This is a genomic window from Paenarthrobacter sp. NPDC089307, from assembly GCF_040685055.1.
Classification (GTDB): domain Bacteria; phylum Actinomycetota; class Actinomycetes; order Actinomycetales; family Micrococcaceae; genus Arthrobacter.
On the sequence record NZ_JBFBHE010000003.1, the window covers coordinates 300,270 to 326,545 of the forward strand.

At 61.2% G+C, this 26,276-nt stretch carries 24 protein-coding genes; 9 read left to right on the forward strand and 15 right to left on the reverse strand.

Features of this window, described 5'->3' with window-relative positions; translation table 11 throughout:
• The first annotated feature begins 31 nt into the window (after positions 1-31).
• The 5 genes from AB0N72_RS08935 (at position 32) to AB0N72_RS08955 (ending at position 5,807) form a co-directional block, all read left to right on the forward strand.
• The gene (locus tag AB0N72_RS08935) at positions 32-1,420 is read left to right on the forward strand and encodes a serine hydrolase domain-containing protein (RefSeq protein WP_363932198.1); all 1,389 of its coding nucleotides are present in this window, start codon (positions 32-34) and stop codon (positions 1,418-1,420) included.
• Positions 1,417-2,316 carry a serine hydrolase gene (locus tag AB0N72_RS08940; protein WP_363932199.1) on the forward strand — a complete coding sequence of 300 codons (900 nt, stop codon included), beginning with the start codon at positions 1,417-1,419 and terminating at the stop codon, positions 2,314-2,316. Before AB0N72_RS08935 ends, AB0N72_RS08940 begins: the two co-directional genes overlap by 4 nt.
• Positions 2,317-2,332: 16 nt before the next feature.
• The gene (locus AB0N72_RS08945; protein ID WP_363932200.1) at positions 2,333-3,937 is read left to right on the forward strand and encodes an ABC transporter substrate-binding protein; all 1,605 of its coding nucleotides are present in this window, start codon (positions 2,333-2,335) and stop codon (positions 3,935-3,937) included.
• Between the two features lie 148 nt (positions 3,938-4,085).
• Positions 4,086-4,952 carry a hypothetical protein gene (locus AB0N72_RS08950; protein ID WP_363932201.1) on the forward strand — a complete coding sequence of 289 codons (867 nt, stop codon included), beginning with the start codon at positions 4,086-4,088 and terminating at the stop codon, positions 4,950-4,952.
• 9 nt (positions 4,953-4,961) lie between these two features.
• Positions 4,962-5,807: a M55 family metallopeptidase gene (locus AB0N72_RS08955; protein ID WP_363932202.1), complete on the forward strand. Its 846-nt coding sequence runs from the start codon at positions 4,962-4,964 to the stop codon at positions 5,805-5,807.
• A gap of 83 nt (positions 5,808-5,890) precedes the next feature.
• On the opposite strand, the gene AB0N72_RS08960 is transcribed toward AB0N72_RS08955, so the two are convergent.
• The 9 genes from AB0N72_RS08960 to AB0N72_RS09000 all read right to left on the reverse strand — a co-directional run bounded on the left by AB0N72_RS08960 (position 5,891) and on the right by AB0N72_RS09000 (position 16,380).
• On the reverse strand, positions 5,891-6,694 hold the full coding sequence (locus AB0N72_RS08960) for an ATP-binding cassette domain-containing protein (protein ID WP_363932204.1): 804 nt from the start codon (positions 6,692-6,694) through the stop codon (positions 5,891-5,893).
• Position 6,695: 1 nt separating this feature from the next.
• The gene (locus AB0N72_RS08965; RefSeq protein ID WP_363932206.1) at positions 6,696-7,631 is read right to left on the reverse strand and encodes an ABC transporter ATP-binding protein; all 936 of its coding nucleotides are present in this window, start codon (positions 7,629-7,631) and stop codon (positions 6,696-6,698) included.
• On the reverse strand, positions 7,628-8,524 hold the full coding sequence (locus AB0N72_RS08970) for an ABC transporter permease (RefSeq protein WP_363932208.1): 897 nt from the start codon (positions 8,522-8,524) through the stop codon (positions 7,628-7,630). The genes AB0N72_RS08965 and AB0N72_RS08970 overlap by 4 nt, the downstream gene beginning before the upstream one ends.
• Entirely contained in the window at positions 8,521-9,456 is a 936-nt protein-coding gene (locus AB0N72_RS08975) for an ABC transporter permease (RefSeq protein WP_363932209.1), read from the reverse strand. Before AB0N72_RS08975 ends, AB0N72_RS08970 begins: the two co-directional genes overlap by 4 nt.
• A 55-nt stretch (positions 9,457-9,511) precedes the next feature.
• On the reverse strand, positions 9,512-11,074 hold the full coding sequence (locus tag AB0N72_RS08980; protein ID WP_363932210.1) for an ABC transporter substrate-binding protein: 1,563 nt from the start codon (positions 11,072-11,074) through the stop codon (positions 9,512-9,514).
• Between the two features lie 59 nt (positions 11,075-11,133).
• Positions 11,134-11,979, reverse strand: a complete 846-nt coding sequence (locus AB0N72_RS08985; RefSeq protein WP_363932212.1) for a M55 family metallopeptidase — start codon at positions 11,977-11,979, stop codon at positions 11,134-11,136.
• Between the two features lie 32 nt (positions 11,980-12,011).
• A complete protein-coding gene (locus AB0N72_RS08990) occupies positions 12,012-13,295 on the reverse strand; it encodes an alanine racemase (RefSeq protein WP_363932213.1) in 1,284 nt (427 codons plus the stop codon).
• Between the two features lie 148 nt (positions 13,296-13,443).
• A complete protein-coding gene (locus tag AB0N72_RS08995; RefSeq protein WP_363932215.1) occupies positions 13,444-15,060 on the reverse strand; it encodes a helix-turn-helix domain-containing protein in 1,617 nt (538 codons plus the stop codon).
• A 78-nt stretch (positions 15,061-15,138) separates the two neighbouring features.
• The gene (locus tag AB0N72_RS09000) at positions 15,139-16,380 is read right to left on the reverse strand and encodes an amidohydrolase (protein ID WP_363932629.1); all 1,242 of its coding nucleotides are present in this window, start codon (positions 16,378-16,380) and stop codon (positions 15,139-15,141) included.
• 268 nt (positions 16,381-16,648) lie between these two features.
• On the opposite strand from AB0N72_RS09000, the gene treS reads away from it, so the two are divergent.
• A complete protein-coding gene (gene treS, locus AB0N72_RS09005) occupies positions 16,649-18,955 on the forward strand; it encodes a maltose alpha-D-glucosyltransferase (protein WP_363932217.1) in 2,307 nt (768 codons plus the stop codon).
• 47 nt (positions 18,956-19,002) lie between these two features.
• Here the strand turns inward: treS and AB0N72_RS09010 are convergent, their stop codons facing one another.
• The 6 genes from AB0N72_RS09010 to AB0N72_RS09035 all read right to left on the reverse strand — a co-directional run bounded on the left by AB0N72_RS09010 (position 19,003) and on the right by AB0N72_RS09035 (position 23,136).
• Positions 19,003-19,713 carry a hypothetical protein gene (locus AB0N72_RS09010; RefSeq protein ID WP_363932218.1) on the reverse strand — a complete coding sequence of 237 codons (711 nt, stop codon included), beginning with the start codon at positions 19,711-19,713 and terminating at the stop codon, positions 19,003-19,005.
• Positions 19,710-20,204 carry a sigma-70 family RNA polymerase sigma factor gene (locus tag AB0N72_RS09015; protein WP_363932219.1) on the reverse strand — a complete coding sequence of 165 codons (495 nt, stop codon included), beginning with the start codon at positions 20,202-20,204 and terminating at the stop codon, positions 19,710-19,712. Before AB0N72_RS09015 ends, AB0N72_RS09010 begins: the two co-directional genes overlap by 4 nt.
• A 128-nt stretch (positions 20,205-20,332) precedes the next feature.
• A complete protein-coding gene (locus AB0N72_RS09020; RefSeq protein WP_363932220.1) occupies positions 20,333-20,869 on the reverse strand; it encodes a GNAT family N-acetyltransferase in 537 nt (178 codons plus the stop codon).
• A gap of 20 nt (positions 20,870-20,889) precedes the next feature.
• Positions 20,890-21,900, reverse strand: a complete 1,011-nt coding sequence (locus tag AB0N72_RS09025; protein WP_363932222.1) for a YdcF family protein — start codon at positions 21,898-21,900, stop codon at positions 20,890-20,892.
• Between the two features lie 130 nt (positions 21,901-22,030).
• Positions 22,031-22,681 (reverse strand): alpha/beta hydrolase, encoded by a 651-nt coding sequence (locus AB0N72_RS09030; RefSeq protein WP_363932223.1) that lies wholly within the window; start codon positions 22,679-22,681, stop codon positions 22,031-22,033.
• A 17-nt stretch (positions 22,682-22,698) separates the two neighbouring features.
• A complete protein-coding gene (locus AB0N72_RS09035) occupies positions 22,699-23,136 on the reverse strand; it encodes a rhodanese-like domain-containing protein (protein ID WP_363932224.1) in 438 nt (145 codons plus the stop codon).
• Positions 23,137-23,233: 97 nt separating this feature from the next.
• Between AB0N72_RS09035 and AB0N72_RS09040 the strand changes: the two genes are divergently transcribed.
• Genes AB0N72_RS09040 through AB0N72_RS09050 form a run of 3 tightly spaced genes read left to right on the forward strand, consistent with a single transcriptional unit; the run spans position 23,234 to position 26,260 of the window.
• Complete coding sequence (locus AB0N72_RS09040; protein WP_363932226.1) at positions 23,234-23,599, forward strand: metal-sensitive transcriptional regulator; 366 nt, start codon at positions 23,234-23,236, stop codon at positions 23,597-23,599.
• A gap of 49 nt (positions 23,600-23,648) precedes the next feature.
• Positions 23,649-23,882, forward strand: coding sequence for a heavy-metal-associated domain-containing protein (locus tag AB0N72_RS09045; RefSeq protein WP_363932227.1), 234 nt, complete (start codon positions 23,649-23,651; stop codon positions 23,880-23,882).
• An 8-nt stretch (positions 23,883-23,890) separates the two neighbouring features.
• Complete coding sequence (locus AB0N72_RS09050; protein WP_363932228.1) at positions 23,891-26,260, forward strand: heavy metal translocating P-type ATPase; 2,370 nt, start codon at positions 23,891-23,893, stop codon at positions 26,258-26,260.
• The last annotated feature ends 16 nt before the right edge of the window (positions 26,261-26,276 follow it).

A 26,276-nucleotide genomic window follows, 5' to 3' on the forward strand; every position in this document is an offset into this window, starting at 1 on the left:
TGGCGGAATGCCTGCGCCATAGCATTGGCGCATGACGAACCTCAACGAACTTCGGACGTGGCTGGAAGGCCGCCTCCCCGCCTTGCTGGCTGAGAACCAGGTCCCGGGCGCTGCCATAGCCGTCTCGGTCAAAGGCGAGGTGATCGAAGCCGCCGCTGGCGTGCTCAACAAGGCCACCGGCGTCGAAACAACCGTCGACTCGCTGTTCCAGATCGGCTCGATCACCAAGCTCTGGACCGCCACCTTGGTCATGCAGTTGGTGGACGAGGGAAAAGTGGACCTCGACCTCCCCGTAAGGAACTACCTCCCTGGCTTCAGGCTCGACGACGAGTCGGCCGCTGCTGTCATCACCACCCGCCAGCTGCTGAGTCATACGGCCGGATTTGAGGGCGACATCTTCACCGATACCGGACAGGGCGATGACGCCATTGCCAAGCTCGTTGAGACATTTGGAGACGTCCCGCAGCTTTTCACGCCGGGCACCATGTTTTCCTACAACAATGCCGCCTACGTGGTGTTGGGCAGGATGATAGAGGTCCTGCGCGGCAAGCCCTATGACGAGTGCCTGCGTGAATATCTGTTCGCCCCACTGGAACTCACCCACGCGGCCAACGGACCCTACGAGGCCATCCTCTTCCGCGCCGCCGTTGGACACATCGCAAACAATGAGGGCGAAGAGCCGCAGCCAAGCCCAATCTGGGCCTTGCCCCGCTCCACGGCTCCTGTGGGGGCCATGCTCACCATGAGTCCACGCGACCTCCTGGCGTTCGCACAAATGCACATGGATTCCGGACGGACGCGGACCGGGCGGCAGGTGCTCAGCGCCGCCTCCGCCGCTGCAATGCTGGAACCGCAAGTGAAGCTGCCGGACCTGGGGTGGATGGGCGCTGCTTGGGGCCTCGGCTTCTCGCTCTTTGATTACGACGGCGGTACTGTGGTGGGTCACGACGGCGGCACGATCGGCCAAACGGCCTTCCTTCGGATCTGCCCGGAGAAGGATGTCTCGATTGCCCTCTTTTGCAACGGCGGCACTCCACTGGCGGTGTTCACGGAGATCGCACAACGCGTGCTTGACGAGTTTGCCGGCATCCGGTTACCGGAACTTCCCGCTCCCTCAGAACCGCACACGCGAGTAGATGCTTCCCGTTATATAGGCGAGTACTCCTCACGGGTAGCAGACGTCGTGGTCAGTCAGGACCCGGACGGCCGGCTCTGGCTGGAGAGAATACCCAAGGGCCTCTACGAGGAAGTCGGCGATCAGAGGGAAAAGATTGAACTGGTGGCTGCTGGCGGGGACTCGTTCCTGCCCGCGCAACTGCAGTATGGCATGCACCTGCCCCACGTGTTCCTTGGCGACGACGGCGAAGGCCGCGCGCTGTTTGTCCACACCGGGCGCGCCGATCGCCGCGTCAGCGCATGAACCAGGGAACGGAGCAAATCGCCCGGATCTTCGCGTCTGCCGGGGCCGTGGGCTCCTTGTACGCGCGTGAGGTCGGAGTCGTTGGCGGGCCCGAGGTTTCCTTGAACGCCGACGAACCTGTTGTCCTGGCCTCTGTCTTCAAGGTGCCCTTTGCTGTGGCCTACTCCCGCGAAGTCTCCGCGGGCCGTCTGGTGGAAACAGAGCGAACCACCGTGACGTCCCGATACCGGGTCGGAGGCCTGGGGACCGCCGGCTGTGCGGACGACGTCGAAATGAGTTGGCGTGACCTGGCTTTGTTCATGCTGACAATGAGCGATAACGCTGCCACAGACGTCATCTTCCACCGCGTGGGCCAGGCAGCAGTTGACGCCGTCCTGGACGACCTTGACCTGAAGCACACGCAGATCATCGGGTGCGGAGAGGATATGGACCATCAGATGGCGGCCGATCTGGGCGTGGACCTGGCCGCTGGTCCCCTCGACATAGAGGCCGTGCTGGCCGCGGCGACACCGGAACAGATTTGGTCCTTGGGAATCCTTGACCCTGCCAGGACTCCCTCCTCCACGGCACGGGACATGGTCCGCCTTTTGGATGCCATCTGGACGGACACCGCCGGCTCACCCGAAGCGTGTGAACGCGTCCGCTCGATGATGGCCCGGCAGATCTGGAGGCAGCGCCTGGCATCCGGATTCGATGGCGGTGTCCTGGTAGCCGGCAAGACCGGCACCCTTCCGGCCATCCGCAATGAGGTGGGAGTGGTGACATACCCGGATGGCCGGCAGTACGCCGTCGCCGTCTTTACCAAAGCAGCGGATCTTGAGGACCCGCAGCCTGCAATCGATGCGTCCATCGGCCAGGCGGCACGCCTGGCCGTGGAATTTCTCCGCCAACAGTAGACCGAAAGAAGACCCCATGAAGACTCACCGCAGAATCAAGGCGGCGCTGGGCATCACCGCCGTCGGGGCGTTATCAATGACGATGACGGCCTGTTCGGGTTCCGCTCCCAAGACAGGTGGGGCAGAGCTTGCCAACGGCAAAACGTTCACCATGAGGCTGAGCGTGGATCCGGGATCCCTGGACCCCCACTTTGCTTCCAACTCGATCACTCAACAGGCCACGAGGTTCCTCTACGATTCGCTCGTCAACCTTGATCCGGACGGGAATATGGTCCCTGGTCTTGCGCAGGCGTGGGAAGGAACCGGCACTACGGTCACGTACACCCTGCGCAAGAACATCACGTGCTCCGACGGCACCCCTCTGACGCCGGAGATGGTCGCTTCCAATATCAACTTCGTGGGCGATCCCGCCAATAACTCCACACGGACCGGCGTCTTCGTTCCTCCCGGTGGCACAGCTACCGCGGATGGCACGGCCGGAACCGTCACCGTTACATCTCCTTCGCCCGAACCCTTCCTGGTCCGCAACGTGGGTAGCCTGCCCATCGTGTGCGCCGCGGGAACGAAGGACCGAAGCATCCTCGCCCAAGGGGCGGATGGTACTGGTATGTACACGGTCAGCGAGGTGGCAGCCGGTGACCACTACACCCTGACCCGGCGCAAGGACTACGCGTGGGGCCCCGGAGACTGGAAGAAGGACCAGGAGGGACTGCCGGACAAGGTGGTCCTCAAAGTCATTGCCAACGAGACCACCGCTGCAAACCTGTTGCTGTCCGGTGAGGTGAATGCTGCCACCATTGTGGGTCCTGACAAACAAAGGCTTGAAGGGAAGAAGACGTTCCACCGGGACCTGGTCACGGCACTTGGCCAGCTGTGGTTCAACCAGAAGCCGGGGACTCCGGGCTCCGATGAAAACGTCCGGCGCGCGCTGACGCAGGCGCTGAAGCTTGAAGAACTCGGGCAAGTGGTCACTGGTGGCAGCGGCAAGGCTGCCACGGGAGTCATCGCACCCGTGCTAAGTCCCTGCAAGCAGGACACGCTGACAGGAAATCTGCCGGAACACGATCTCGAAGCGGCCAAATCCACCTTGGACGCCGCTGGGTGGAAAACCGATGCGAACGGCGCACGGAGCAAAGATGGAACCCCGCTGAAATTGGAGTTCTTCTACCCCAGCACCATGGGTCCTTCTTTTGCCGCCGGGGCGGAACTGATCAAAGAGCTGTGGTCCGGCATCGGTGTGGACGTTCAACTCCGGCCGGTTACCGACGCCGAGGGCAGCTCGCTGATTCTGGGCGGACAGGGCGGCTGGGGTGCAGCGTTTGTGCCCATCGGCGTAGCGCTGCCGAATGAACTCGTGCCCTTGGTGTCCGGGACCACCCCGCCGGATGGCACAAACTTCGCCTATATCAACAATCCGGGCTATCTCGAAAACGTCCAAAAAGCAGTTGCAACCACGGGTGAGGCAGGGTGTGAACACTGGGCTGCCGCCGAAAAGCAACTCTTTGAGCACGTCGACATCGTTCCGTTCGTCAACTCGACCACCCCAACATTCGCCCAGGGCGCCACTTTCGAAATGGCCGACGGACAGCTGGCTCCGGCCACCGTCCGGATGCTTCGCTAACCTGCATTTGTTTGCAGCGAATGCTCCGTCCCGCACCCGCAGGGCGGAGCATTCCGCATTTTCCGGTGGTTCTCCCAGACAAGCAGCACTCCAACTGTTGGTCCGGGCGGACAAAGCCACGCGCCCCTCACCACGCAAGGATTGAATCATGTCACTGAATCTTGACGCCCACCCCTCCGCAGAGCGCGCACTGTTCAATGCCGCGTCTGCGGCGGCCAAGGCCAATGTCCACATCGTAGACGAGCACCACCGGGACAAGCTCCAACAGGTAGAAGAGCTCTTGGTGTCCGTTTGGGGGATGTCTCCCCACGGAGCTCCCATCCCGTTTGACCTGCTCCGCAGCATCTCACACGCGGGGTGCAACGTCTCTGCCGCCTATACCCCTGACGGTATCCTCTGCGGAACCGCGGTAGCCATCGTCTCGCCCGAAGGGTCGGTGTATTCGCTGATCGCCGGGGTCCTTCCGGGCATTGCCGACAGAGGCGTGGGATTCGCCCTCAAACAACACCAGCGTGCCTGGTCGCTGGCACGCGGCATGGAAACCATGACGTGGACCTTCGATCCGTTGGTCAGCCGGAATGCAAGGTTCAACCTGACCAAGCTGGGCGCTGTTGCCTCTGAATATGAGCAAAACTTCTACGGCGAAATGCAGGACCAGATCAACGCCAACGACGAATCGGACCGGCTGGTGGTGGTGTGGCCGCTGTCCTCACCACGCAGCATCAGGTGCAGCGAAGGCCTGCCCGACGAGGTAGACCTGCCGCAAGGGGCGCAGGATCAGGTATTGGAATACGGCCCGGATTCGCAGCCGGCCCTGGTGCAGTCGGACGGCAATCTCTGGTGCCGGGCACCTCAAGACATCGTCTCCTTGCGGGCAAGCAACCCGCACGAGGCTGCCCTCTGGCGCACACATCTGCGAGCCGTCCTGGAGGCCGCACTGGCGTCGGGGTACGTCGCATCTGGAGTCAGCCGTACGGGCTGGTACAAGCTCACCCCCGCCGCATTCACATTCTAAGGAGTCCACATGAAGGTCTACATTTCTGTTGATATGGAGGGCATCTCCGGGGTAGCCACCTACGATCAAGTCGTTCGGGGCGGCCATGGCTATCCCCGGGCGCAGGCACTCATGACTGCCGAAACCAACGCAGCCATTGAAGGCGCGTTCGAAGGAGGCGCCACGGAGGTCCTGGTCAATGACAGCCACGGCACCATGAACAACCTCCTGCACGAGGACCTGGACCCACGGGCACGCGTAGTCTTTGGTTCCCCTACCGCTTTTTGCATGGCAGAGGGATTGACGTCGGACTTCGATGTCGCCTTCTACGTTGGCTACCACGCCCCTGCCGGCGTTGAGGGCCTCCTGGCTCACAGCTTCTCTGCTCTCTTTACCAGTTTCAAGCTCAACGGGGAGATCGCGTCGGAGGCCGGCATTAATGGTCTTTTTGCTGCCACCCGGGGGGTTCCCGTGGGCCTGGTGACCGGCGACGACGTCATCTGTGCCATCGCCGAGCAGGACTTCCCGGGAGTAGTGACGGTCCCGGTAAAAGTCGCCCACGGATTCACCGCAGCCAACAGCCTCTCCCCCTCATTCGCCCGCGAGGCCATCCGCAAGGGCGCCCGTGCCGCAGTCCAGGGCGTGGAAAAGACCCGGTTGCTTCCCGTCCCTGGCCAACTCCGGCTTGAGATCGGTTTCCAGAATCCCCTGGCAGCCGAACTGTTGGAAGCCGTTCCGGGTGTGTCACGGGTAAGCAACCTTGTCATCGCGCGGGAGGTGGAGTCAGCCGAAGAGCTTTTGGGAATGATTGGCACTACTTATGAAATGGCTGCAGTCGCCGCCAAGACGATGTTCCTTCGGGAGTCCCTGAGCTAGCATTACGCCCACATAAACGTCTTTGCAGGGGCCGGTTGCGGCCCCTGCAAAGACGTTTAAGTGGACATTCGGGTGATTCGCAGTCAGTACTTGATCCTCGGGATCGAGTTGAGGAGAGTCTTGGTGTACTTTTCGCGAGGTTCAGCGAAAACTCTCTCCGTAGGTCCGGCTTCGACGATGTTTCCGTGGTACATCACGGCCACGTTTTCGCAGAGGCTCCGGACAACCGCCAAATCATGGGCGATGAACAGGACGGACAACCCCAGCTCATCCCGCAGGTCGGCCATCAGGTTGACGATGCCCGCTTGAACGGAGACGTCCAGTGCGGAGACGGCCTCATCGGCCACCAACAGCGTCGGTTCAAGAGCCAACGCCTTGGCGATCGCCACTCGTTGGCGCTGGCCACCGGACATCGAAATCGGATAACTGTCCAACGCCCGGGCCGGCAGTTGCACCTGCTCCATCAATTCTCTGCATCTGTTGTTGACGTCCCGCCGTTCCACGACCCTGTGGATGCCCAGCAATTCGGCAAGAGTCTGCCGTACGGTCATCCGGGGGTCCAAGGAGGAATAGGGGTCTTGGAAAACCATTTGGATCCGGCGTCTGAGCTCTTTGGTCCTGCGAGCGGGCAACTCTGCCCCGTCGAAGACCATGGTCCCGGTGAATGACCTTTCCAAAGCGGTAAGGACCCGGGCCAAGGTGGATTTTCCTGAACCCGACTCACCAACCAGCCCCAGGATTGTGCCTCTCGGGACAGTGAGATCAACGCCGTTGAGGGCAACCATCTGGCGTTTGGAGCGGCCGCGTCCACTGGAGAACTCCACCCGTATGTCCCGCATCTCCAGGATGTTGTCGTGGGTCGGCTGGCGTGGCGGGGTGTTGGACATGCTAAAGCTCCTCAGAGTTGGTTTGGATCCCCAGTGCATGGTCCGCCATCCGCATTGTGAACGAATAGTCCGTCGGCCTGTCCCTAAGCGCCAACGTGGTTCCAGGGATTGGTTGCAGTCGCTGGCCGGGCTCATCGATACGCGGCGTAGCAGCCAGGAGCGCCCGTGTGTACTCCTCCTCCGGCTTCCCCAGGACCTCCGCCGCGGTGCCGGATTCAACCAGCCGTCCGGCATAGAGAACACTGATGGTGCTGCAAAGTTCGGACACAACCGCGAGGTCGTGGGTGACGTAGAGTATGCCCGCGTTCAGCTCCGCCTTCAACCCGGCAAAAAGGTCCAAAACCTGGGCTTGGACCGTTACATCCAGGGCTGTTGTAGGTTCATCACAGAGAATCAGCTCTGGCTCGCAGGCAACACTGGCGGCGATCATGACGCGCTGCCTCATTCCACCTGACAACTGGAACGGATAGGCGTCCACGCGGAGTTCCGGACTCGGGATACCCACGAGGTCCATCATGTGGATGGCGTAGTCCCGGGCCTCTTTGCGGTTGAGCTTCCTCCGCTGGGCGATGCCGTCCGATATTTGCGTACCGACCCGGGCGATCGGGTTCAGGGCCACGGCGGGTTCCTGGAAGACCATCGAAATTCCTGAGCCGCGGATCTTCCGGATCTTCCTGCCGTTGTCGGCGAAGAGATCGGCCCCCTTGAAAAGGGCTCTTCCCCCAGTCACGCGTGCGTTCGGGGGGAGCAAACCCATCAGGGAGCGCAGAGCAAGGCTTTTTCCTGAACCGGACTCCCCCACAAGGCCGTGGGCTTCCCCCCGCTGGACAGTGAAGGAAACATCCCTGAGAGCTGGGTACGCGCGGCCCTCAATGGACACATCTACGGATAGGCCTTCAACCGCCAGCAACGGCTCCATGTCCGGTACTCCCCTCATCGCTTTGCCCTCAGTGAATTGGCGATTCCATCCCCAAGGAAGGTCAGGGAAAGGCTCGCAAGGATAACTGCTGCACCAGGAATCAGAACCAGTGAGTAATTCCCGGAGGCCAGGAATTGTTGGCCATCGCTGATCATTTGTCCCCAGTCCGGCGTAGGCGGAACAATTCCCAGCCCGAAATAGCTCAATGTCACAATGACGCCGATATTTGCTACGACATCGCTCATCGCGAAAACAATGGCTTGGGTGGCTGTGTTGGGGAGGACATGCCTAACCACGATTCGCGCGTTGCCAAGTCCCCCCGTTTCACAGGACTGAATGAAGTCCCTCCTGCGGATGACAAGTGTCTCGGCCCGCACGATGCGTGCGTACGAGACCCAACTCACCACACTGATGGCAAGGAAAATACTCATCGGGCCGTTCCCGAACACGAATACCAAGGTGATAACCAGGACAAAGAACGGAAAGGCAGACACAACATCAGCGATCCGCATGACCATGGTGTCGAACCAGCCCTGGAAGTAACCACACAGTGCTCCCACCACCGTCCCCAGGACGAAGGGAAAAAGGACGGCAAGAAAGGCGATGCCGAGGTCGCTGCGGGCACCAAACAGCAAGCGGCTCCAGGTATCGCGTCCGAGGTTGTCCGTCCCCAAGGGGTGGGCAGCCGTGGGTCCGGACAACGTATTGGCCAAATCTTGCGTCGTGGGGTCGTAGGGAGTCAGGAGTGGGGCACAGATAGCGGCCAGTACCATCGCCCCGAAGATGGTTCCCCCTACGATGAGTTCAATGTTGGACCCACGGTGCAAAGGCCGCATCCTGAGCCGCAACGGCCGTTTCGATTCAGTGATTCCGGACTTGGACGAAGGCTGGGGTAGAAGTGTCTGGGTCATGCCAGTCTCGCTCTCGGGTCGAGTAGTGCATAGGACAAATCCGTGACGAGGTAGACCACAACGACGATCCCCGCGAAGATCAGCGTGGTGGCCTGCACCACGGGAAAATCCCGTCCAAGAATGCCTGTCAGCATCAGACTTCCCATCCCGGGAATCGCAAAGACCTTTTCCACCACCAAAGCCCCGCCGGCCAGCGCGCCGGCCTGGATTCCCAAGATGGTCACGCCGGAGATGCTGCCGTTGCGAATGGCATAAGCACCCAACACGGTGGACCGACGGAGTCCTTTTGAATGGCCAAAAGCAACAAAGTCGCTCTGCAGCGCATCCGTCAGGGACGCTCTCAAGCTGTTCACCAACATGGGGACGATGCCCAAGGCGATAGTCAGGGCAGGCAGGACGAGCGAATGAAGATGTTCCGCCGTCGTTCTTCCGTAACCTCCCACCGGAAACCAGCGCAGGTTAAGGCCAAAGACGATAACCAACAGGGTGCCGGTCAAGAACGCCGGAGTTCCCTGCGCGACAGCACCAAAGAACCGGACTCCGACGTCGGCGCCGCCCCTGCCCCGGACGGCCACCCAGGTGGCCAGCGGCAGGGATATAACCACGGCGAACACCACGGCCAGCAGCATCAGCAGAAGCGTCGTGGGCAGCCGTTCGGCGATCAACGACTCAATCGGTGTGCGGAACTGAAATGACTTTCCCAAGTTGCCGCCCAGAAGGTCAGCCAGGAAATTCCAATACTGCACACCGAGCGGCTGGTCCAGTCCCCATTCGGCCCTGAGCGCCTGCACGGCCGACTCGGAAGCCTTGTCTCCAAGCGTTGTTCGGGCAGGGTCACCCGGAGTTGCATGGACCAGAATGAACGTTGCCGTGACAACGCCCCAAATAACCAGGACAAGCAAGCCGAGCCTGCGAACCAGGAAGCGGGTCATCCTCTTACATCCCAGGCGTTGCTGTCCGCGGTTGGCAGGGGTTGGTCTCTGACAATCAGTTGGAGAGCCATGTGTTCACCAAGTTGTAATTGCCGGTGATGGACGGCTGGAAGCCCTGGACCGCATCACTGTAGCTATAGAGGGCCGGCAGGTAGAAAAGGGGCACCATCGGCTGGTCCTCGTCCACCCTCTGCTGGATCAGGGAATAGATCTTGACCCTCTCGGCCTGATCGCTGAGTCCCGCTGCCTGGGTTGCCAGGTCAGCAACTTCTTTGTTGTCGTATCCCGTGTAGAGAGCATTCGACCCGCCTGACTGCACCGCGATGAACCGCACCATTTCGTCGGGATCAGTGATGTCCGTTGTGGCCACGCTGATGGCCATGTCGAAGTCCATCGATTTCCGCGCTGCCCGCTGTGCTGCCGGTTCCATCTGGTTTATGGTGACGGTGATGCCGATTTCGGCGAGTTCACTCTGGAGGATCTGGGCAATGGTCAACTGCGTTGCGTTGCCACTGGTCACCAGGATGTTGGCGTTGAAGCCGCCGGGCTTGGCAGACTGGGCCATCTCCTTCTTTGCTTCATCGAGGCTGAACGGCCGGCCCTTTACCGTTTCGTCGTGGGCCCAGTAGGCCGGGCTCAGGAAAGAACCCGCGGCAGAACCCTGCCCAAAGTACGCAGCTTTCAGGATCGCCTCACGATCAATCGCGAAGGCGATTGCCCGCCGGACGTGGTTATCGTTGAACGGCGCCCGGGTGTTGTTGAGGGTAAGGAAGCTGGTCAGGCTGCTGTCGAACGCGGAAGCCTTAAGCCCCGGCGTAGACGTCAGGGCGGCGAAACTACTCGCAGCGGGTGCTTCATTGATATTGATCTGGCCCCCTTGGAGTTGCGTCGCACGGGTATTTGCGTCGGGCACGGTCACGAACGTCACAGCATCCAGGTAGGGCCGGTCAGCGCCCCAGTAGGAGGTGTTCCTCACCAGCTCCAGTTGCTGCCCCTTGGTCCAGTTCTTCACCTTGAAGGGGCCGGATCCCACGGGCGCCTGGGCAAACTGCTCCCTGGACAAGCCGCCGTAATTCTCCGGGACTATGGAGTTCGCGAAGAGCGCCAGGACCGAGGGCAAAGGCGACCACACGCTCTTGGTCTTGATAACCACCGTCTCAGGTGCCGGCGCCTCGATGGCGGCAATCTGCTCGTTGAGGAAGCCTGACGGCAAATCGGGGTCGGAGGCAGCCTCCAGGGAGAACTTCACATCGGCTGAAGTGAGGGGACTGCCATCGGAAAAGGTAACGCCAGGACGCAAGGTGAATGTCCACGACAGCTTGTCCTCGGACTGCACCCATGCGGTGGCAAGGGCAGGATTCAGGCTTTCTCCGTCCGGCGAGGGCACAAGGAGGGTGTCGAAGATTTCTTCAACTGTCCATATCGATTCGTTGTCGGTGGCATCGGCCGGCATCAGTGTTGACGCGTCCGCTTCCCTGGCCATGACGAGTTGTCCTCCGCTTTTGGGCGACCCGGGATTCTCCGAAGACATGGACTGGCCCGGGGAGCATCCGATCAGCAGCAATGATGTGAGTGCAGTGATGGCGGCCAACGCTGGCAGCTTTTTTGTTGGGATCATGGTTTTTCCTAGATGTGATGCAGGTGCTGGATGATGAACGTGGTGTGGTTGCGAAGGGTTCAGGTCCTGTTGACCAGGGAGTACACAGTCCTGGCAGCCACGCCTGCCAGGTTGTAGCTGGTTGCGATCATTCCCAGAAGGTCCTCCGGTGAGTCCAGGTCCCGGGCAATGGACAGGTTGCTGGTGCGGACTACTCCTGGTACGGCCTCAACGAGCTCCGCGGCCAGTGCAGTCTGAAAACCCACTTCAAGGCGGATGCGCTCCGGCACCGGAAGGAGCCGGGTGCCACTGATTCCGTGTACCGCTTCGGCGGCCTGCTTCCGGATCCGTTTTCTGGCTTCCTGCGGTGAGAGGCTATTGGCGGCCATGACTCCCCTGGCTTCCTTGACCTGCACGGTCCGGACCCCGGGGAAGCTGCTCGCGGCGATACCACAAATGACGTCGTCGCCTGTCACCAGGCCGACGGGTACACCCCTGGTTGCTGCGAACATGGCGTTCACCGATGCCTCGGAGGCTGCTTCACCGTTGACATGGAAGCTGGCAAAGTAGCCGGAGAAGGAGTGTGCCAACACTCCCTCGGAACCGGCCGGAGCGTGGTAGCCCACATAAAGGGCGATATCGAAATCCGATGTCAGGCCTTCGGCCATGCAGAATGCCTTTGGAGAACCAAAAATGACACGTGCTCTGGGATCCAGCTGCTCGTGGAGGAGGTTGTCCATGGTTCCGTGGCTATCGTTCACCAGAACCTCTGTGGCACCTCCTTCAAAGGCACCTTCGATGGCTGCATTCGTTTCCGCGGTCATCAACAGCTGGGCACGGGTATAACCGCTTCCGCCACGGATGACCTGGTCATAGGTGGCAATTCCCGCAATGCCTTCCATGTCCACTGAGATATAGACCTTCATAAGAGCCTCCTTAGCCCGCACGGACGGGGTATTTAGAAATAGGTCCTGATGGCGTCGATGACTCCGTACGAGTCATTCACCACGGGAATGAGAGTCCACCGGTCGAAGGCAGAACACGGATGTGAAATCCCCAGGCAAAGCAACTCACCCACTGCGATGTCGTCTGCGTCGGAAAACGAGAGAAAGAGGTGCTGGTCATTAAGTGAGGTGACTTTCGCGTCTACCAAGCCCCTGTCGCCGTCTCGGTTCCTCACCACCAAGGGAATGGGCATCCCGGCGTCGTAGGGGACGTCACGTCGGCCGCAACCAACAATCGCCATACCCCGCGCTGGTACGGAGAGGACCTGCGCCCAGACTTCCAAGGCCGGACGGAAAGGTTCCGCATCATTGCGCAGCGGTGAGGCCGTTCGATAGAGACCGTGATCGTGCGTGATGTAGCAGCCGCTCCGCAGGACCACCTGAAGGGATGGGCCCTGCCATTCATCCACGAACTCGCGGACAACTTCGTCGAAGTAGGCGCTTCCGCCACATGTCACTAACGGACGCGGGGGAAGAAGGCCTGCGGAGTCCAGGGCCAGCACCGTAGCCGCCATGTCGGCAAGGAAAGCCCTGGCAGCAATAAGACGCCTGACGGTCGTTTCGCCGGGAACAAGGCCCTCGAAACCCTCAACTCCAGCCAACTCAAGATGGGACGAGGACGTAATGCACGAGGCGAGCGCCACTGCCTCCCCCGTCGTTCGACATCCGGCCCTGCCGCCGTCGTAACCAAGTTCCAGCAACACCGGCAGGCGCGGTCCAAGCCAGCCAATCCGGTTCAGTGCTTCATCCATGAGGCGGACACCCTGCATGGAATCCACCAGAACGTATACTTCCCGTGCTTCGTCCCCACCGCGGAATCTGCAGATCCATTCAAGATCCACCCGGGCGAAAACCTGATTGGCGATGATGATCCGCTCGATGCCGAACTCAGCCAGCACCCGCGCCTGCGAAATGGTGGCTACCGTGACGGCCCAGGCACCGGCTTCCAACTGCCGGTAGATCAACTGCGGACTCATGGTTGTCTTGGCATGCGGTGCCAGGACAACCCCACGGCTCCGGCACCAGCCGGCCATCCGCTCGATGTTGTGGTTGAGCTCCGATTCCTTGAGCACCATGACCGGCAGCGAAAAATCTCCCGCGAGCGCATTCCATTCCTGCTCGGGAATGTCGGCAACGGAAAGCGCGGAAGCACCGGAGGAAAATGCCTTGAAACGGTAGTCAACGAGCTCAGCGTGAATTTTTTGCGCACTCGAATTGTGCACATTATTTAGTGCCATAGAACGGTTCTCCTCGATCTCTCTTCGAAGATACGCCGCCTTTTATGCGCACTTTTGGTGCTGTAGGCAGAGCTATGAGGCGTGGTTTCTGCCTTTTGGACAAAGGAGTCGCATTGTCCCTGCATCCGCGTCGAACGGGGCGGGGCCGTCAGTCGACTTTTTTGGCGCAGATTTCGTGAAGGCGCAACTGGAGAGCCAAAGCAAGGCGGACATCGGGATCATTGATGTCAACAACGTGTGCCATCCTGCGGAGTCGGTGGCGCAGAGTATTCGGATGCAGCACCAGGGCCTCAGCCCCACGCGCGATGTCATAGTGGGCAGCGATCCAGCTGCGCAGCGTCTTCACATACTCGGTTCCGTGCCTGGCATCGTGGTCTGCTACGAGGGAGAGCGGCTCGAGTTCGGCCTCTGCCTGTATTTGCAGGGCATTCATCACTTCGAGCAGGAACAACGAAGCTCCCAGCTCCTGGTGTTTGCCTATGTCTCCTCGGCCGAAGGGGCCCGACACCACGCCGAAGGCCTGTTTTGCCTGTGCGTAAGCAACCGGTACGTCCGCCACAGTGTCCATGTCACGGCTGATTCCCGCCCGCCAATTCCCTCCGAGGCTTTCAGCAGCGCGGGTTAGGACCGAGGTAATGATGTTTTGCAGTACCGGGGAATCCGCCGCGGTGCCGATGGCAGCAACCGCTTGGCCATCCAGTGAGCCAGCGGCTGCCTGGAGACGATAAGAGGAAAGCGCCATTCTCAGCAGCACACTAACGTGCACGGCGGCCGACTCTGCAGACATCCTGCGGGCCCGGGCTGGGACGTTCTCGTCACGCCCGATCACCACAACGGTGGTTGGGGCATCGAAACGGAGGCCAAACGATTCGGCGAGGTCTCTGTCCGGGTCAGGCCCGCGGAGAAGTTGTCCCAAACGCTCGGCACGTTGCCGGCGGTCAGCGTCCGTGGCGACGTTCAGTCGGGCCAGGTGTGGCGCCACAAGACGGGCGCCTTCCGCCAACACCTCAGCGGCGTTTGCAGCCAACGGGGTCTCGCCTAACTGTACCCAGATGCTGCCGAGGGCTTCCCCGCCGTCGCGGACGGCTATGGCGAGCCTTGGCCGGAAGTCGGCTTCAACCCCTATCCAGATCGCCGTTCCGGCGCGCAGCACGTTGGCGTAGTCCTCAGCGTTGGTGGGGTGATCCGGGACTCGTCGTCCGAGGATTCCGTCCCTTCGCAGATCGTCGACCGTTTGGCCCGGAATGCTGGAGTAGGCCAACACCCTCATGGACAGGTCCTCGATGGCCACCGCACCGCCGGCGTGCAGCGCAATATCATTGGCCAGCGAGAACAAGTCCGCAGCCCGGTCGTCCTGGTCGTGTACCGGATCCTTGATGGCCCGAAGTGCGTCGATCAGCACATAAAGTTGCCCCCACGACAATTCTTCGCTGCACTCCAGCAGCGTTATTCCCGCTTGATTTGCAGCTTCTGTCAGTCGCTCGATTTGCGCGCCACCCGCACGAACCACTACTGCAGCCACCCGGCCGTCGGCCGCCACTCCAAACAAAGCAGGGTCCGGATTACCAGGCACCAGCAGGATAGCGTCGGTGAGATCCACATTGACCTGATCCGTGTCATGGATCAACGGGGAGCCAATTGGTGCCGACGGGCCTTGCGGGAGCGACAGAGGGCGCACAACGTCCGGACCCAAGCTGTCCAGGAGCACCCCAATCGTGATGCCCCTGAACGATGCCTGTTCCTGCCTATCAATCTGATCCGTCATACGGCTGGGATTTCCTCGATCAAGAACCTGTCATGGTGCGATGCTGGGTGCTAACGAGGCTACCAACTTGGTGGTCCGTTACGTACCACTTTCGGTGCCAGCTACCGTGTCGTGAAGGGTGGCGGAACTCTCTGGAACATGCATGCAGGCGTCCACCAGGACGCCTACTGCGCGCCCCATTGCCGCAAATTCGAATTTCATGTCCGGATGGTGGAGTCCGGGGAAAACGTCTGCTCCGACACCGAGCATGGCTGCCTGAAGCCGTCGGTTGCGGACGGAATAGAAATGGAAATCGTCCGAGCCTGAGGTTACTATCCGGGGCATCAGTGCCTCCCCTCCACACTGCGACTGGATTGACGCAGTAAGAACGCGTTCGGCCACCGGACCGATTACGGCTGCAGGAACGCTGTCCTCGAAATCCAGGTCGATGGTCACCATCCTCATGGACGTGATGTGCCCACATAACGAAACGAGTTCCTGCTTCAACGCTTCCATGGCCTCGTTGGTCTGGGCTCTGAGATCTATCCCGAATTGGGCACTGCCAGGGATGACGTTCATTGCCCCTCCAGCTCTCAAAACTGTCATTTTCGCTGAGCTGGGTGTCTGCGGATCGATCTTCATTCGATACAGGGCCTGGGATATTTCACAAGCCACGTCTATGGCGTTGACCCCCTGATGTGGCCGTGCACCGTGGTGGTCTTCCCCGTGGATGGAGCCTCTGACAAAGAGGCATGCCCCATGGGCTATCGCTGGGGCAAGCCCGGGAGAAGGAAGCTCTTCTCCCGGACGCAGGTGCACTCCAAAAAGGTAGTCAAGATTGTCGGCGACCCCAAGACCAGCGACCAATTCAGCCCCATTTCCAGCCTCCTCGGAAGGCTGGAAAATGGCTCGGACGGCAGGGCAGCTTGAATTGTCCATTTCGGCCAGTTCAAGCATGACTGTTGCCACGATGGCCATGTTGGCATCGTGGCCGCACGAGTGGACTGCTGTTGGAACGCCGTCAACGTCCTGAATGAGGGCATCCATGTCGGCCCGTAGTCCGATTGTGGGTTGGCCAGTGCCTATATCAACGAAAAACCCCGGGAACTCCTTGAATCGCTGCGGCTGAAGACCTGCTTCTTTCATGATGGTCTCAAGGAAATCGGATGTCTTGAACTCCCGCATGCTTGGCTCCGGATATCGGTGCAGGTACTTCCAGATTCTGGAAAGGCGCCTGCTCCGGTTTCTTCTTATCAAGGGGGATGAGGGGTGGGCTTCCGCCGTTACTGCCATGAATTCATTATTTGCAGCTGTCGGAAGTCTGTCTTGGGCGGCCAGCACCAAGCAGGTTGGAGATATTGGTTCCGGAGTCCAAATCAAAGCCGCTATGGGGGTCTCTGGCTGCAGAGACAGCGCGCCGCATCCGGCAGACGCCGCCGCCCGCGCGGGGCGGGAATGCCGTCAAGGCACGACTCACTTCTCCCCGAGGTCGACAAACGGCTACCAAGGATGCTTAGCATGATTACGCCGGGCACGCCCGGGTACGTGACCTCTTGAATGACCCCTCGGACGGTCGGCGCCATGCGGCGACCACGTAAAGGAGAATGCTGTGCGGGAGCCTGTAGTCAACGAGAGCGCGGCAGAAGTCAGCGCTGATCCAGCTGAATCACAGGAAGAAGCACGGGAAGAACCGCAAGAAGAGCCGCAGGAAACCGCGGAAACCGCCACCGAGTCACCCGAGATCACGTTCGACGAGCAGTTCTACCCTGCGCGGCCTAAAGCGCTACGGCCCATCGCCCGCCGTCGTCAGTTCTTTGCCGCGCGTCCGTCCCTGGAGTTTGACGGCCTTAACAAGACATATGTGGACTGGCTGAGAAACCAATCAATGCTCGGCGATGCCAACACCATGGCCCGGCAGCTTTCGGGCCAGGCGAGCATGTGGCAGAACTCCTACGCCAGGCCCAATCCCAGGGCAGCCGTGGAACGCGCGCCCGTGTGGTTCACGGCCTACCCCCTGTCCTTCATCACCAAGGACGGCCAGTCGTTCCTGTCGGCATTGGGCGATCCGGAGCTGTGGGACGCGTTCAGCCAGATCGGCATACGGGGGCTTCACACAGGCCCCGTGAAGCTTGCGGGCGGTATTCGGGGATGGTCGCAAACTCCCAGTGTTGACGGGCACTTTGACCGCATCAGCATGGCAATCGACCCCGCGTTCGGCACCGAGGAGGAGTTCCGCCAGATGTGCGAGGTCGCTGTGGATCACGGCGGCACGATCATTGATGACATCGTTCCCGGGCACACGGGCAAAGGGGCCGATTTCAGGCTCGCCGAGATGAACTTCCGGGACTACCCCGGCATCTACCACATGGTGGACATCCCTGAGGAGGACTGGCACCTGCTGCCGGACGTTCCTGAGAACGAGGACTCCGTCAACATCAGCCCGGAGGCAGAGAAGGCACTCCAGCAGGCCGGTTACATCATCGGCCGGCTCCAACGGGTGATCTTCTACGAGCCTGGCGTCAAGGAAACCAACTGGAGCGCAACAAAGGCGATCGTGGACACCACCGGCAAGAAGCGCCGCTGGGTCTACCTTCACTACTTCAAAGCCGGTCAGCCGTCCATCAACTGGCTGGATCCTACGTTCGCGGGCATGCGCCTGGTAGTCGGGGATGCGCTGCATTCCCTGCTGGACCTCGGCACGGGCGCCCTGCGCCTGGATGCCAACGGGTTCCTGGGCGTTGAGAAAAGCGCCGAAGAGGAGCCGGGCTGGTCCGAGGGCCACCCGTTGTCCGAGGCAGCCAACCAGCTGATTGGCTCCATGATCCGCAAGGTGGGTGGGTTTTCCTTCCAGGAACTCAACCTCACCATCGACGACATCAAGGCCCAATCCGAGTCCGGCCCTGACCTCTCCTACGACTTCGTTACCCGGCCCGCCTACCACTACGCCCTGGTGACCGGCGATACCGAGTTCCTGCGCCTGACGTTGAAGCTTGCCATGGAGATCGGAGTGGACCAGGCATCCTTGGTTCACGCCCTCCAGAACCACGACGAACTGACCTACGAGCTGCTGCATTTCGCCGCCGGCCACAGGGACGATGTCTTCGAACTGGCCGGGGAAGAGCTGACGGGTGCGGAAGTGGCCGAGAAGGTTCAGGACACTTTGCGGGAACGCCTCACGGGTGAGAACGGCCCCTACAACGCCGTCTTCACCACCAACGGCATCGCCTGCACTACCGTCAGTTTCATCATGGCCACGCTTGGCATTAAGGACCCGGACACCATCACGGCGGAGCAGGAAGCCCAGGTGCTGGACGCACATGTCCTGCTGTCCATGTACAACGCGCTGCAGCCTGGCGTTTTCGCACTTTCGGGCTGGGACCTCACCGGCGTTACTGCACTGGACCGCGAGACCGTCCGGGAGCTGACGTCCCAGGGCGATACACGCTGGATCAACCGTGGAGCCCACGACCTCATGGGGACCAGCCCTGACGCGAAGACCTCCCTCGCCGGCATGCCCCGGGCGCGGAGCCTTTACGGCCCCTTGCCCGAGCAGCTCAAGGACCCTGATTCGTACGCTCGGCGCCTCCAGAAGATCCTCACTGTGCGGGAGGAGTCCGGAATCGCCACCAGTACCCTGCTGGACATCCCCGATGTTTCCAACCGCGGCTTGCTGGTGATGGTCAACCAGCTCGCCGACGGCGCGGTGCAGGTGACGGTCCTGAACTTCTCCGACCAGGACATCGCGGGCAGCATCCAGTCCTCGCACCTGGTGCCCGGCGCGACAGTCCACGATTTGTTCAGTGGCGAAGACGTGGGCCAGGTTGACGATCTGGGAAGCTTCTTCCTGGAACTTCGCGCCTTCCAAGGCACGGCCCTCCTGCTGAAGGACCCGGTAGAGGACGACGTCACTGAATAGGGAGTTCGACGTCGGCACTCACCGCGAGTGCCGACGTCGAAAGCGGGTTACTTCGAGCGGAGCTGGTCCCAGCTCTGGACCATGAACGCTTCACCGGTCGGAGAGCACACGCCCAAATCCTGGGTGCCGGGCGAAAGCCCCCCTCCGAACGCAAAGTCCTGGCCGACATCGACGTGAGTTTCATCCGGCAGGATTACGCCCGAGCCGGTGACCTGTGTTCCGTAGGGGAAGATGAGTCCACTTGACGTTCCATCGGCGGAGATCCTGGCGAAGCACCCTCCGCTGTTCAGGCCAAGCTTGCCGCTATTGAGAGCGTCCATGATCAGATTGACGCCTTCGTCCGTGGAGACAGCGGCCTTGTTGCCGTTGCCGGCTGTGACGATTTCTGCAGCCCCTGTTGCAGCTTTGGCACCAACGATTTCGGGTAGCCGTGGAGTCCCGGACGAGTCTGTCTCCGGTGTGGCAGCCGGCTGCATGGCCGCCGGTCCGGTCTGCTCACTGGGCGGCGAAGGCAGGGAGGACGCCACGAAGACACCTGCCAAGACCGCTGCAGCTGCGAGCCCAAACCCCGCTGCCAATCGTCGACGCGACGGTCGCTTGGGGAAGTCTTCGATGGATCCGCCTACCGCGAGTTGCTCGGCGTCACTGTGCATGACGGCCAGGCTCTTCTCCCGGCTCCGGGCCAGGTCTTCTTCCGTGACGGCGAGGCCGGGATCGGCCGCCGTCAGGCGTCCCATGAATGGTTCTTTATTACTCACCGCTGAACATCCTCTGTGGCGTGACCTGCCCGAAGCAGTTGGCTGAGTTGTTTGCGCGCCCTGGAAACGCGCATGCGGACGGCCGTAGCCGAAATATTGAGCAACTCCGAGATCTCGGCGGAGGTGAATCCATCCCAGTACGTGAGGAGGAGTACCTCGCGTTCCCCGGGCGTGAGCTGGTCCAGCGCCTCCCGGACCGCGCCGTCGTCGGAATCCAAAGGGTGGCTCCGCTGGGCCTCCAGTTGGTGCGCAAGATTCAGCGACCGCGCGTTGGAACGGTAATGGTTCCGCAGGATATTGCGGGCAATGCCGAACACCATGAGGACCGATAGTTCCCGGTCTGCGGACTTTTGCCAGGCGACGCGGAAAACCTCGGCGCAGAGGTCCTCGGCCGTGGATACCCCTTCCGTGCGACGACGGAAATAGCCGTAAACCTGGTCGTGGCAGGCCGCGTGGGTCGCCAGGAAATGCTTCTCCCGGGGCACCTCCACGCGATCTCCTTGCTCCGCTTCCACCCTCATACCCAATTAATGTCCGGCAACCGGAAGAATGTAACGGAACTTCCAAGAAAGGCGCACGACGCCGGCACTCACGTTGGGTGTGGAACAAGCCTTTCGCGTTAGTTTTGTGGCCGCGAAACATCTATCCAGTAGCGGCGGAACAGGCGACCGTCAGCGTCCGTGCGCTTGTCCTCGAGCACCCCACCCGCGCGTTCGATGGTCCTGGCGGACGCTGCGTTCGTGTCATCGCACGTCAGGAGGACACGGGCGAGGTCTTCCTGCGCTGCCAACCGGGCGCACGATTCCTGCAGGGCCCACGACGCCGCACCCCGCCCACGCTCCGACGGACGAACCCCATAGCCGATGTGGCCACCCGTATTCAGGAGGGCCGGAGTGAGGTGGTGCCGGAAAGCGATCGCTCCCACGTATCGGGTGCCCTCAGTGATCCACAGATACGTGCAGGGCACAATCCCGTTCGCTTCAGCGGCATGTTCGGCGTCCCGGAGCCGCTGAACCCAGGCCGCGAATCCGCTGGGGGTCGTAACGTCCTCTGCCATGAAAACGCCTGCGCCGTCCTGGTGGACGCCGCCCCACTCACCGTGGGACTCAAGGAACGACTGGTGGAAGGAGACATCAGGAGCAACGAGTGTGAACATGCAGACGAGCCTAGCCGCCCTCAGACCACAGGCGAGTTCATCAAGGCCAGCGTGATCAGCAGGGCGATCCCGAACATCGGCAGGCAAAGGACCATGTTGGTCCGGCGGTTGTCCCTCATCACCGCCACGAACTCGCGAAGGAAGGCGCTGGGGACGAAGTATCTGGCTGTCGGCGCACCCACTACTTCCGCGTTGATCTTCTGCCTGCGCGACAGGAGGGCAGCGCGGAGCACGTGGTAGTTATTGGTGCAGACCAGCAAGGGGCCCTGGATGCCCCTCTCTGCGAGCAACGCCACGGAATATGCCAGGTTTTCCCGCGTGGTGGTTGCCTTGTTCTCTTCCAGCACGTCTCCATCTGCTGCCCCTTTCGCCACCAGGTACTCCTTCATCGCTGTGGACTCGGGGCGGGGCTCATCCGGCCCTTGGCCCCCGGAAGGTACCAAAACAGGCCTGACCGGGGTGACGCCGTCGTAAATTTCCAAAGCCCTGTTCAAGCGCGCGGCAAGCAAGGGCGGAACCTTGCCGTCGATCAGGCCGGAACCCAGGACAATGACGGCTGCCGGGTTCGGGCTAAAGCGCATCCTGGAATAAACCACCGCGTAGCCCAGGAAGACGACAAATGCGCAGCCAAGGTAGGCGCAGAGGAAGAAGGCCAGGGCTGCAATGCCGGCCAATACGGGCTGCCCGCTCAGGACGAAGAGGAAGGCCACCACCGGCGCCAGGAACACGGTCAGGCCCACCGCAATTGGAAGGAAGCTGGTAATTCCTGGGCCTTCGCGACGGACCATCGTGACACCGTTCGCGATCAGGAAGCCGGCAAACACGAAGATGCTCACCACAGGGACCACAGCAACCAACAGGTTCAGCCACTCGAACCACGGGTTCAGGTCGATCAGGAAGTCCAGAAGCGCCTGTAGCAGGAACCATGCGCCCACCAACAGGAAAACGCCGTTCCGAAGCCTCCGCCGGTCGGACTGGTAGGAGGCCAGGAAGAGCCCGGCAAAGATAAGGCCAAGGACCAGGTTCAGCATGGTCCAAGCCTATGCGGTGCCTGGATGTCGATCAGATCCGGTCGTACTCATCGATACTCAAGCTTCCTCGGTTGAGCGGTTCTCCGCCCACAGCGATCCCCCAGGTGCAGCCCAGACACCGCTGGAGAAACTACCACGCTTCCGCAATGTGCCGGGCAAAGTCACCAAGAGCGGCGGCTACAGCGTCCGGATTGCTCAATGTGGCGTAGTGACCGCCGGGGATTTCCAGTGGATCGGTTCCCAGCCGGTCGCGGATCTGGCGCCTCATGAACGACGCCGGGAAGAACAGATCCTCACGGCACAGAATCCCCAAGGTCGGCACATCCGGATGCTTGCCTGGCCAAGGCCCTGACATCCAGGCACCCTGCTGGTCGCGCACCCGGTCGGTTGCCTGCTGTACCAACTCGGCTGGGACAAGATTGAAATATGGCTCTTCGGGGATGGTTTCCCGATCATGGCCTGTGTTGGTCCACCACTCGCCGAAGGTCTCTCCCGGCATCGGAATCATGGCTGAGAGGTACACCAAGCCGTTCGATTGGAGCGCTTCGCAGACCAAGGGGGCCGTGAAACCACCCAGCGAATGCCCCACAACTATCGTGTCCTCAGCCGTTCCTACTGCCGCCGTTACTGCGCGGGTGTAGTCCTCAAGGCGGGCTTCAACATCCTCAATGGGCAAGTCGACAGCTATCACTCCGTGTCCGGACGCTTCAAGGAGTGGGGCGACCAAATGCCAGTCCCACGCAGTGGAACCACCGCCGTGAATCAGTACGAAAACCGTCATCGTCCCCCCTTTTCACATCACGCCGTGCGCGCCGTAACCAGCGCATCCGGCGCATTCTGAACGACACCGCCGGCGGTCTCAACGGGAAGCCCGTTCCGGATCCAATACTCGATGCCCCCGATCATTTCCTTCACTGAGTAGCCGAGCTCCGCAAACGCGAGCGCAGCGAAGGTGCTGCCGTTGCAGCCCGGGCCCCAGGAATACACCACTACCCGCGAACCCTCCGGAATTCGTCCGGGTGCTTCGGCCGGAATGGAGGCTGTGGGCATATGTACGGCCTGAGGAATATGTCCGTGGTCCCAGGACGAGCGCCGGCGCGTGTCAACAATGACCAATGATGCGGGGGCCGCTTCGGCCACCTCCATAACGTCGATCTCGCACTGAAGCTTGGCGCGGAAATATGCGGCAGCATCAAGTTTCATGCCGGAACTCCCGGAGTTGTCATCGGACGCCATGCAGTCACCTTGCCTTTTGTGATCGATTACTTATCTTTCTTCACCATACCCCCTGGGGGTACTTGACGCATACCCCCTATGGGTATAACTTGGGGACATGAACTCACCTGACTTCAAACTGAGCCACCCGGATGCGCCAGTCATTGAGGTGGAACTTGAGCACGCTGCACCGCATGGCTACACCAGCAACAAGGACGCGTACCTCAAAAGGCTGAAACGGATCGAAGGACAAGTCCGCGGGATTGCCCGGATGGTCGAGGAAGACAAGTACTGCATTGACATCCTCACCCAGGTCGCCGCAGCCACCAAGGCCCTTCACGCCGTGAGCCTGGGTCTCGTTGAGGAGCACATCGGCCACTGTGTCGTGGGCGCTGCCTCCGAACCCAACCCCGAAACCCGCGCCGAACAGATCGACGCCAAAGTCAAGGAGGCCACCGATGCCATCGGGCGCCTGCTGCGGTAACTCCGCCACCACCCACCACACCATCCAACTCAGCACCAAGGAGCTTTCCATGAGCCAAGCCATTCAGACCAACGTCAATGTATCCGGCATGACCTGCGGCCACTGTGTCTCCAGCGTGAGCGAGGAACTCGAGGCTCTCAGCGGTGTCCAGGATGTCTCTGTCGATTTGAACCCGGGCGGCCTGTCGACCGTCACCATCACGTCAACCCAGGAGCTCTCGCCGTCGGAAATCGGCGAGGCCGTGGCGGAAGCCGGCTACCTGGTGGTAGCCAACGAAGCTTAGGAGTTTCCTTGAGCGACGGGGGGATCTTTAACCAGCCCACACAACGGGTAATCGAGCTGGACATCGAGGGCATGACCTGCGCCTCATGCGTCAATCGAGTGGAACGGAAACTGGGCAAGCTCGAGGGAGTCGAGGCAAGCGTCAACCTACCCCTTGAATCCGCTCAGGTCATTGTTCCTGCCACGGTGACTGACCAGCAAATCGTGGACACGGTCAACGCGACGGGATATAAAGCAACCCTTCGCCAAGCGCCGGCGCCGCATAGCCGCCCGGCTGCTAATGCGACGGCCCATCATTCGGCTGAGAATGATCACCAGCAGCACCTGGGAACCGAGCCCCGCGATGAGCATGCCTCGCACGGCCATGGCCCGGCTGCCCACGAGAATCACATGGACCATGGTCCGTCTGCTTCGACGCTCCGGCCCCGCCTCATCGTGGCTGCCCTCCTGACCGTTCCCGTCTTCGCGATCTCCATGATTCCGGCCCTGCACTTCGCTAACTGGGGCTGGGTTGTCGCAGCCCTCGCACTGCCAGTGGTGAGCTGGGCGGCCTGGCCGTTCCACAGGGCAGCTGCCATCAATGCGCGGCATTTAGCATCCACCATGGACACCCTGGTTTCCATTGGCGTCATCGCGGCCTACGTGTACTCGGCATGGCAGTTGTTTGCAGACCCACGAATGACCGAACACCCCGGCATGGAAAGCATGTCCAGCGGCGGGCTGTACTTTGAAGTCGCGGCTGTGGTCACCACGTTCCTGCTCCTGGGCCGTTACCTTGAAGCGAATGCGAAGGCCAAAGCAGGCAATGCACTCAAAGCACTGCTGAACCTGGGAGCCAAGGACGCAACCATACTTGTGGACGGCGTCGAGCAGAAAATCCCTGCGGAGCAACTGCTTGTGGACGATGTCTTCGTCGTGCGTCCTGGTGAGAAGATTGCGACTGATGGCGTGGTGATTGATGGCGCCTCAGCCGTCGATGCTTCCTTGGTAACGGGCGAATCCGTTCCGGTTGAAGTCGGACCCGCGAGTGCCGTGACCGGGGCTACGATCAACACTTCCGGCCGTCTGCTGGTTCGTGCCACGCGGGTTGGATCGGACACCACCCTCGCCCAGATGGGGCGCCTGGTCAGTCAGGCGCAGACCGGAAAAGCTCCGATTGCCCGGCTCGCGGACAGGATCAGTTCCGTCTTCGTCCCCATTGTGCTGGTCATCGCCGTGGTGACGTTCCTGCTCTGGCTGTTCTTCTCAGGCGACCTCAATGCAGCATTCACGGCCGCCGTCGCCGTCTTGGTGATCGCCTGCCCCTGCGCGTTGGGACTGGCGACTCCAGTGGGCCTGCTGACAGGTACGGGCCGCGGCGCGCAGTTGGGCATCCTCATCAAGGGCCCGCAGGTTCTTGAGGACACCCGGCACGTGGACACCATCCTGCTGGACAAGACGGGCACTGTAACCAGCGGCAAGCTCGCTGTGGACCACACCGTAGCCTTGAACGGCCACTCCCCCGCCGCTGTGCTCACTTTGGCAGGTGCTGTCGAGTCCGCCTCCGAGCATCCCATCGCCCATGCGATCGCGGCGGCGGCGGAAGGCGTCACGTCCGACGCCGGCCGCTTGCCGGCAGTCGAAGGCTTCAGTTCCGCTCCGGGTGGCGGAGTGCGGGGCAGCGTCACGCTGGACGGCAGTGCGAAGACCGTAGTCGTGGGCCGTTCGGGTTGGTTGGAGGAAAATGGCATCTCCCTTGAAACCCAGCATCGGGACATCCTCGCTGCTCAGGAGAACGGGGGCGCCACTGCCATATGGGTCGCTGTTGACGGGGCACCGGCGGGAATTGTGACCCTGACCGATACCATCAAGCCCGGTTCGGCGGCGGCGATCCAAAAGCTGAAGGATCTGGGAATCCGCCCCATCCTGCTGACCGGTGATAACGCTGCCGTAGCCGCCCAAGTGGCCGACGCCGTCGGGATTTCGCCGGAGGATGTGTTCGCCGGAGTACTGCCCGAAGGCAAAGTTGAAGCTGTCAGGAAGCTTCAGGAAGCCGGCGCCACGGTTGCCATGGCCGGAGACGGTGTCAACGACTCCGCAGCCCTGGCGCAATCGGACCTGGGCATCGCGATGGGTTCCGGCACGGATGTTGCCATCGAGGCCTCGGACCTGACGGTAATGGGCAGCGATCTGGGCCAGCTTGTGCAGGCGATCGAACTGTCCCGGAAGACGCTCTCGACTATCAAGACCAACTTGTTCTGGGCGTTCTTCTACAACGCGATCGGCATTCCTGTTGCCGCACTCGGGCTGCTGAATCCGATGATCGCAGGTGCAGCGATGGCGGCCAGCTCGGTGCTGGTGGTCGCCAACTCGCTGAGGTTGCGCTCGTTCGGCAAATAGAAACGGAGAAGGCCCG

Bases quoted from the DNA above. Each gene is read 5' to 3' on its own strand.
- AB0N72_RS08935 (WP_363932198.1), top strand. From the start codon at position 32: ATGACGAACCTCAACGAACTTCGGACGTGGCTGGAAGGCCGCCTCCCC.
- AB0N72_RS08940 (WP_363932199.1), top strand. From the start codon at position 1,417: ATGAACCAGGGAACGGAGCAAATCGCCCGGATCTTCGCGTCTGCCGGG.
- AB0N72_RS08945 (WP_363932200.1), top strand. From the start codon at position 2,333: ATGAAGACTCACCGCAGAATCAAGGCGGCGCTGGGCATCACCGCCGTC.
- AB0N72_RS08950 (WP_363932201.1), top strand. From the start codon at position 4,086: ATGTCACTGAATCTTGACGCCCACCCCTCCGCAGAGCGCGCACTGTTC.
- AB0N72_RS08955 (WP_363932202.1), top strand. From the start codon at position 4,962: ATGAAGGTCTACATTTCTGTTGATATGGAGGGCATCTCCGGGGTAGCC.
- AB0N72_RS08960 (WP_363932204.1), bottom strand. From the start codon at position 6,694: ATGTCCAACACCCCGCCACGCCAGCCGACCCACGACAACATCCTGGAG.
- AB0N72_RS08965 (WP_363932206.1), bottom strand. From the start codon at position 7,631: ATGAGGGGAGTACCGGACATGGAGCCGTTGCTGGCGGTTGAAGGCCTA.
- AB0N72_RS08970 (WP_363932208.1), bottom strand. From the start codon at position 8,524: ATGACCCAGACACTTCTACCCCAGCCTTCGTCCAAGTCCGGAATCACT.
- AB0N72_RS08975 (WP_363932209.1), bottom strand. From the start codon at position 9,456: ATGACCCGCTTCCTGGTTCGCAGGCTCGGCTTGCTTGTCCTGGTTATT.
- AB0N72_RS08980 (WP_363932210.1), bottom strand. From the start codon at position 11,074: ATGATCCCAACAAAAAAGCTGCCAGCGTTGGCCGCCATCACTGCACTC.
- AB0N72_RS08985 (WP_363932212.1), bottom strand. From the start codon at position 11,979: ATGAAGGTCTATATCTCAGTGGACATGGAAGGCATTGCGGGAATTGCC.
- AB0N72_RS08990 (WP_363932213.1), bottom strand. From the start codon at position 13,295: ATGGCACTAAATAATGTGCACAATTCGAGTGCGCAAAAAATTCACGCT.
- AB0N72_RS08995 (WP_363932215.1), bottom strand. From the start codon at position 15,060: ATGACGGATCAGATTGATAGGCAGGAACAGGCATCGTTCAGGGGCATC.
- AB0N72_RS09020 (WP_363932220.1), bottom strand. From the start codon at position 20,869: ATGTTCACACTCGTTGCTCCTGATGTCTCCTTCCACCAGTCGTTCCTT.
- AB0N72_RS09025 (WP_363932222.1), bottom strand. From the start codon at position 21,900: ATGCTGAACCTGGTCCTTGGCCTTATCTTTGCCGGGCTCTTCCTGGCC.
- AB0N72_RS09030 (WP_363932223.1), bottom strand. From the start codon at position 22,681: ATGACGGTTTTCGTACTGATTCACGGCGGTGGTTCCACTGCGTGGGAC.
- AB0N72_RS09035 (WP_363932224.1), bottom strand. From the start codon at position 23,136: ATGGCGTCCGATGACAACTCCGGGAGTTCCGGCATGAAACTTGATGCT.
- AB0N72_RS09040 (WP_363932226.1), top strand. From the start codon at position 23,234: ATGAACTCACCTGACTTCAAACTGAGCCACCCGGATGCGCCAGTCATT.
- AB0N72_RS09045 (WP_363932227.1), top strand. From the start codon at position 23,649: ATGAGCCAAGCCATTCAGACCAACGTCAATGTATCCGGCATGACCTGC.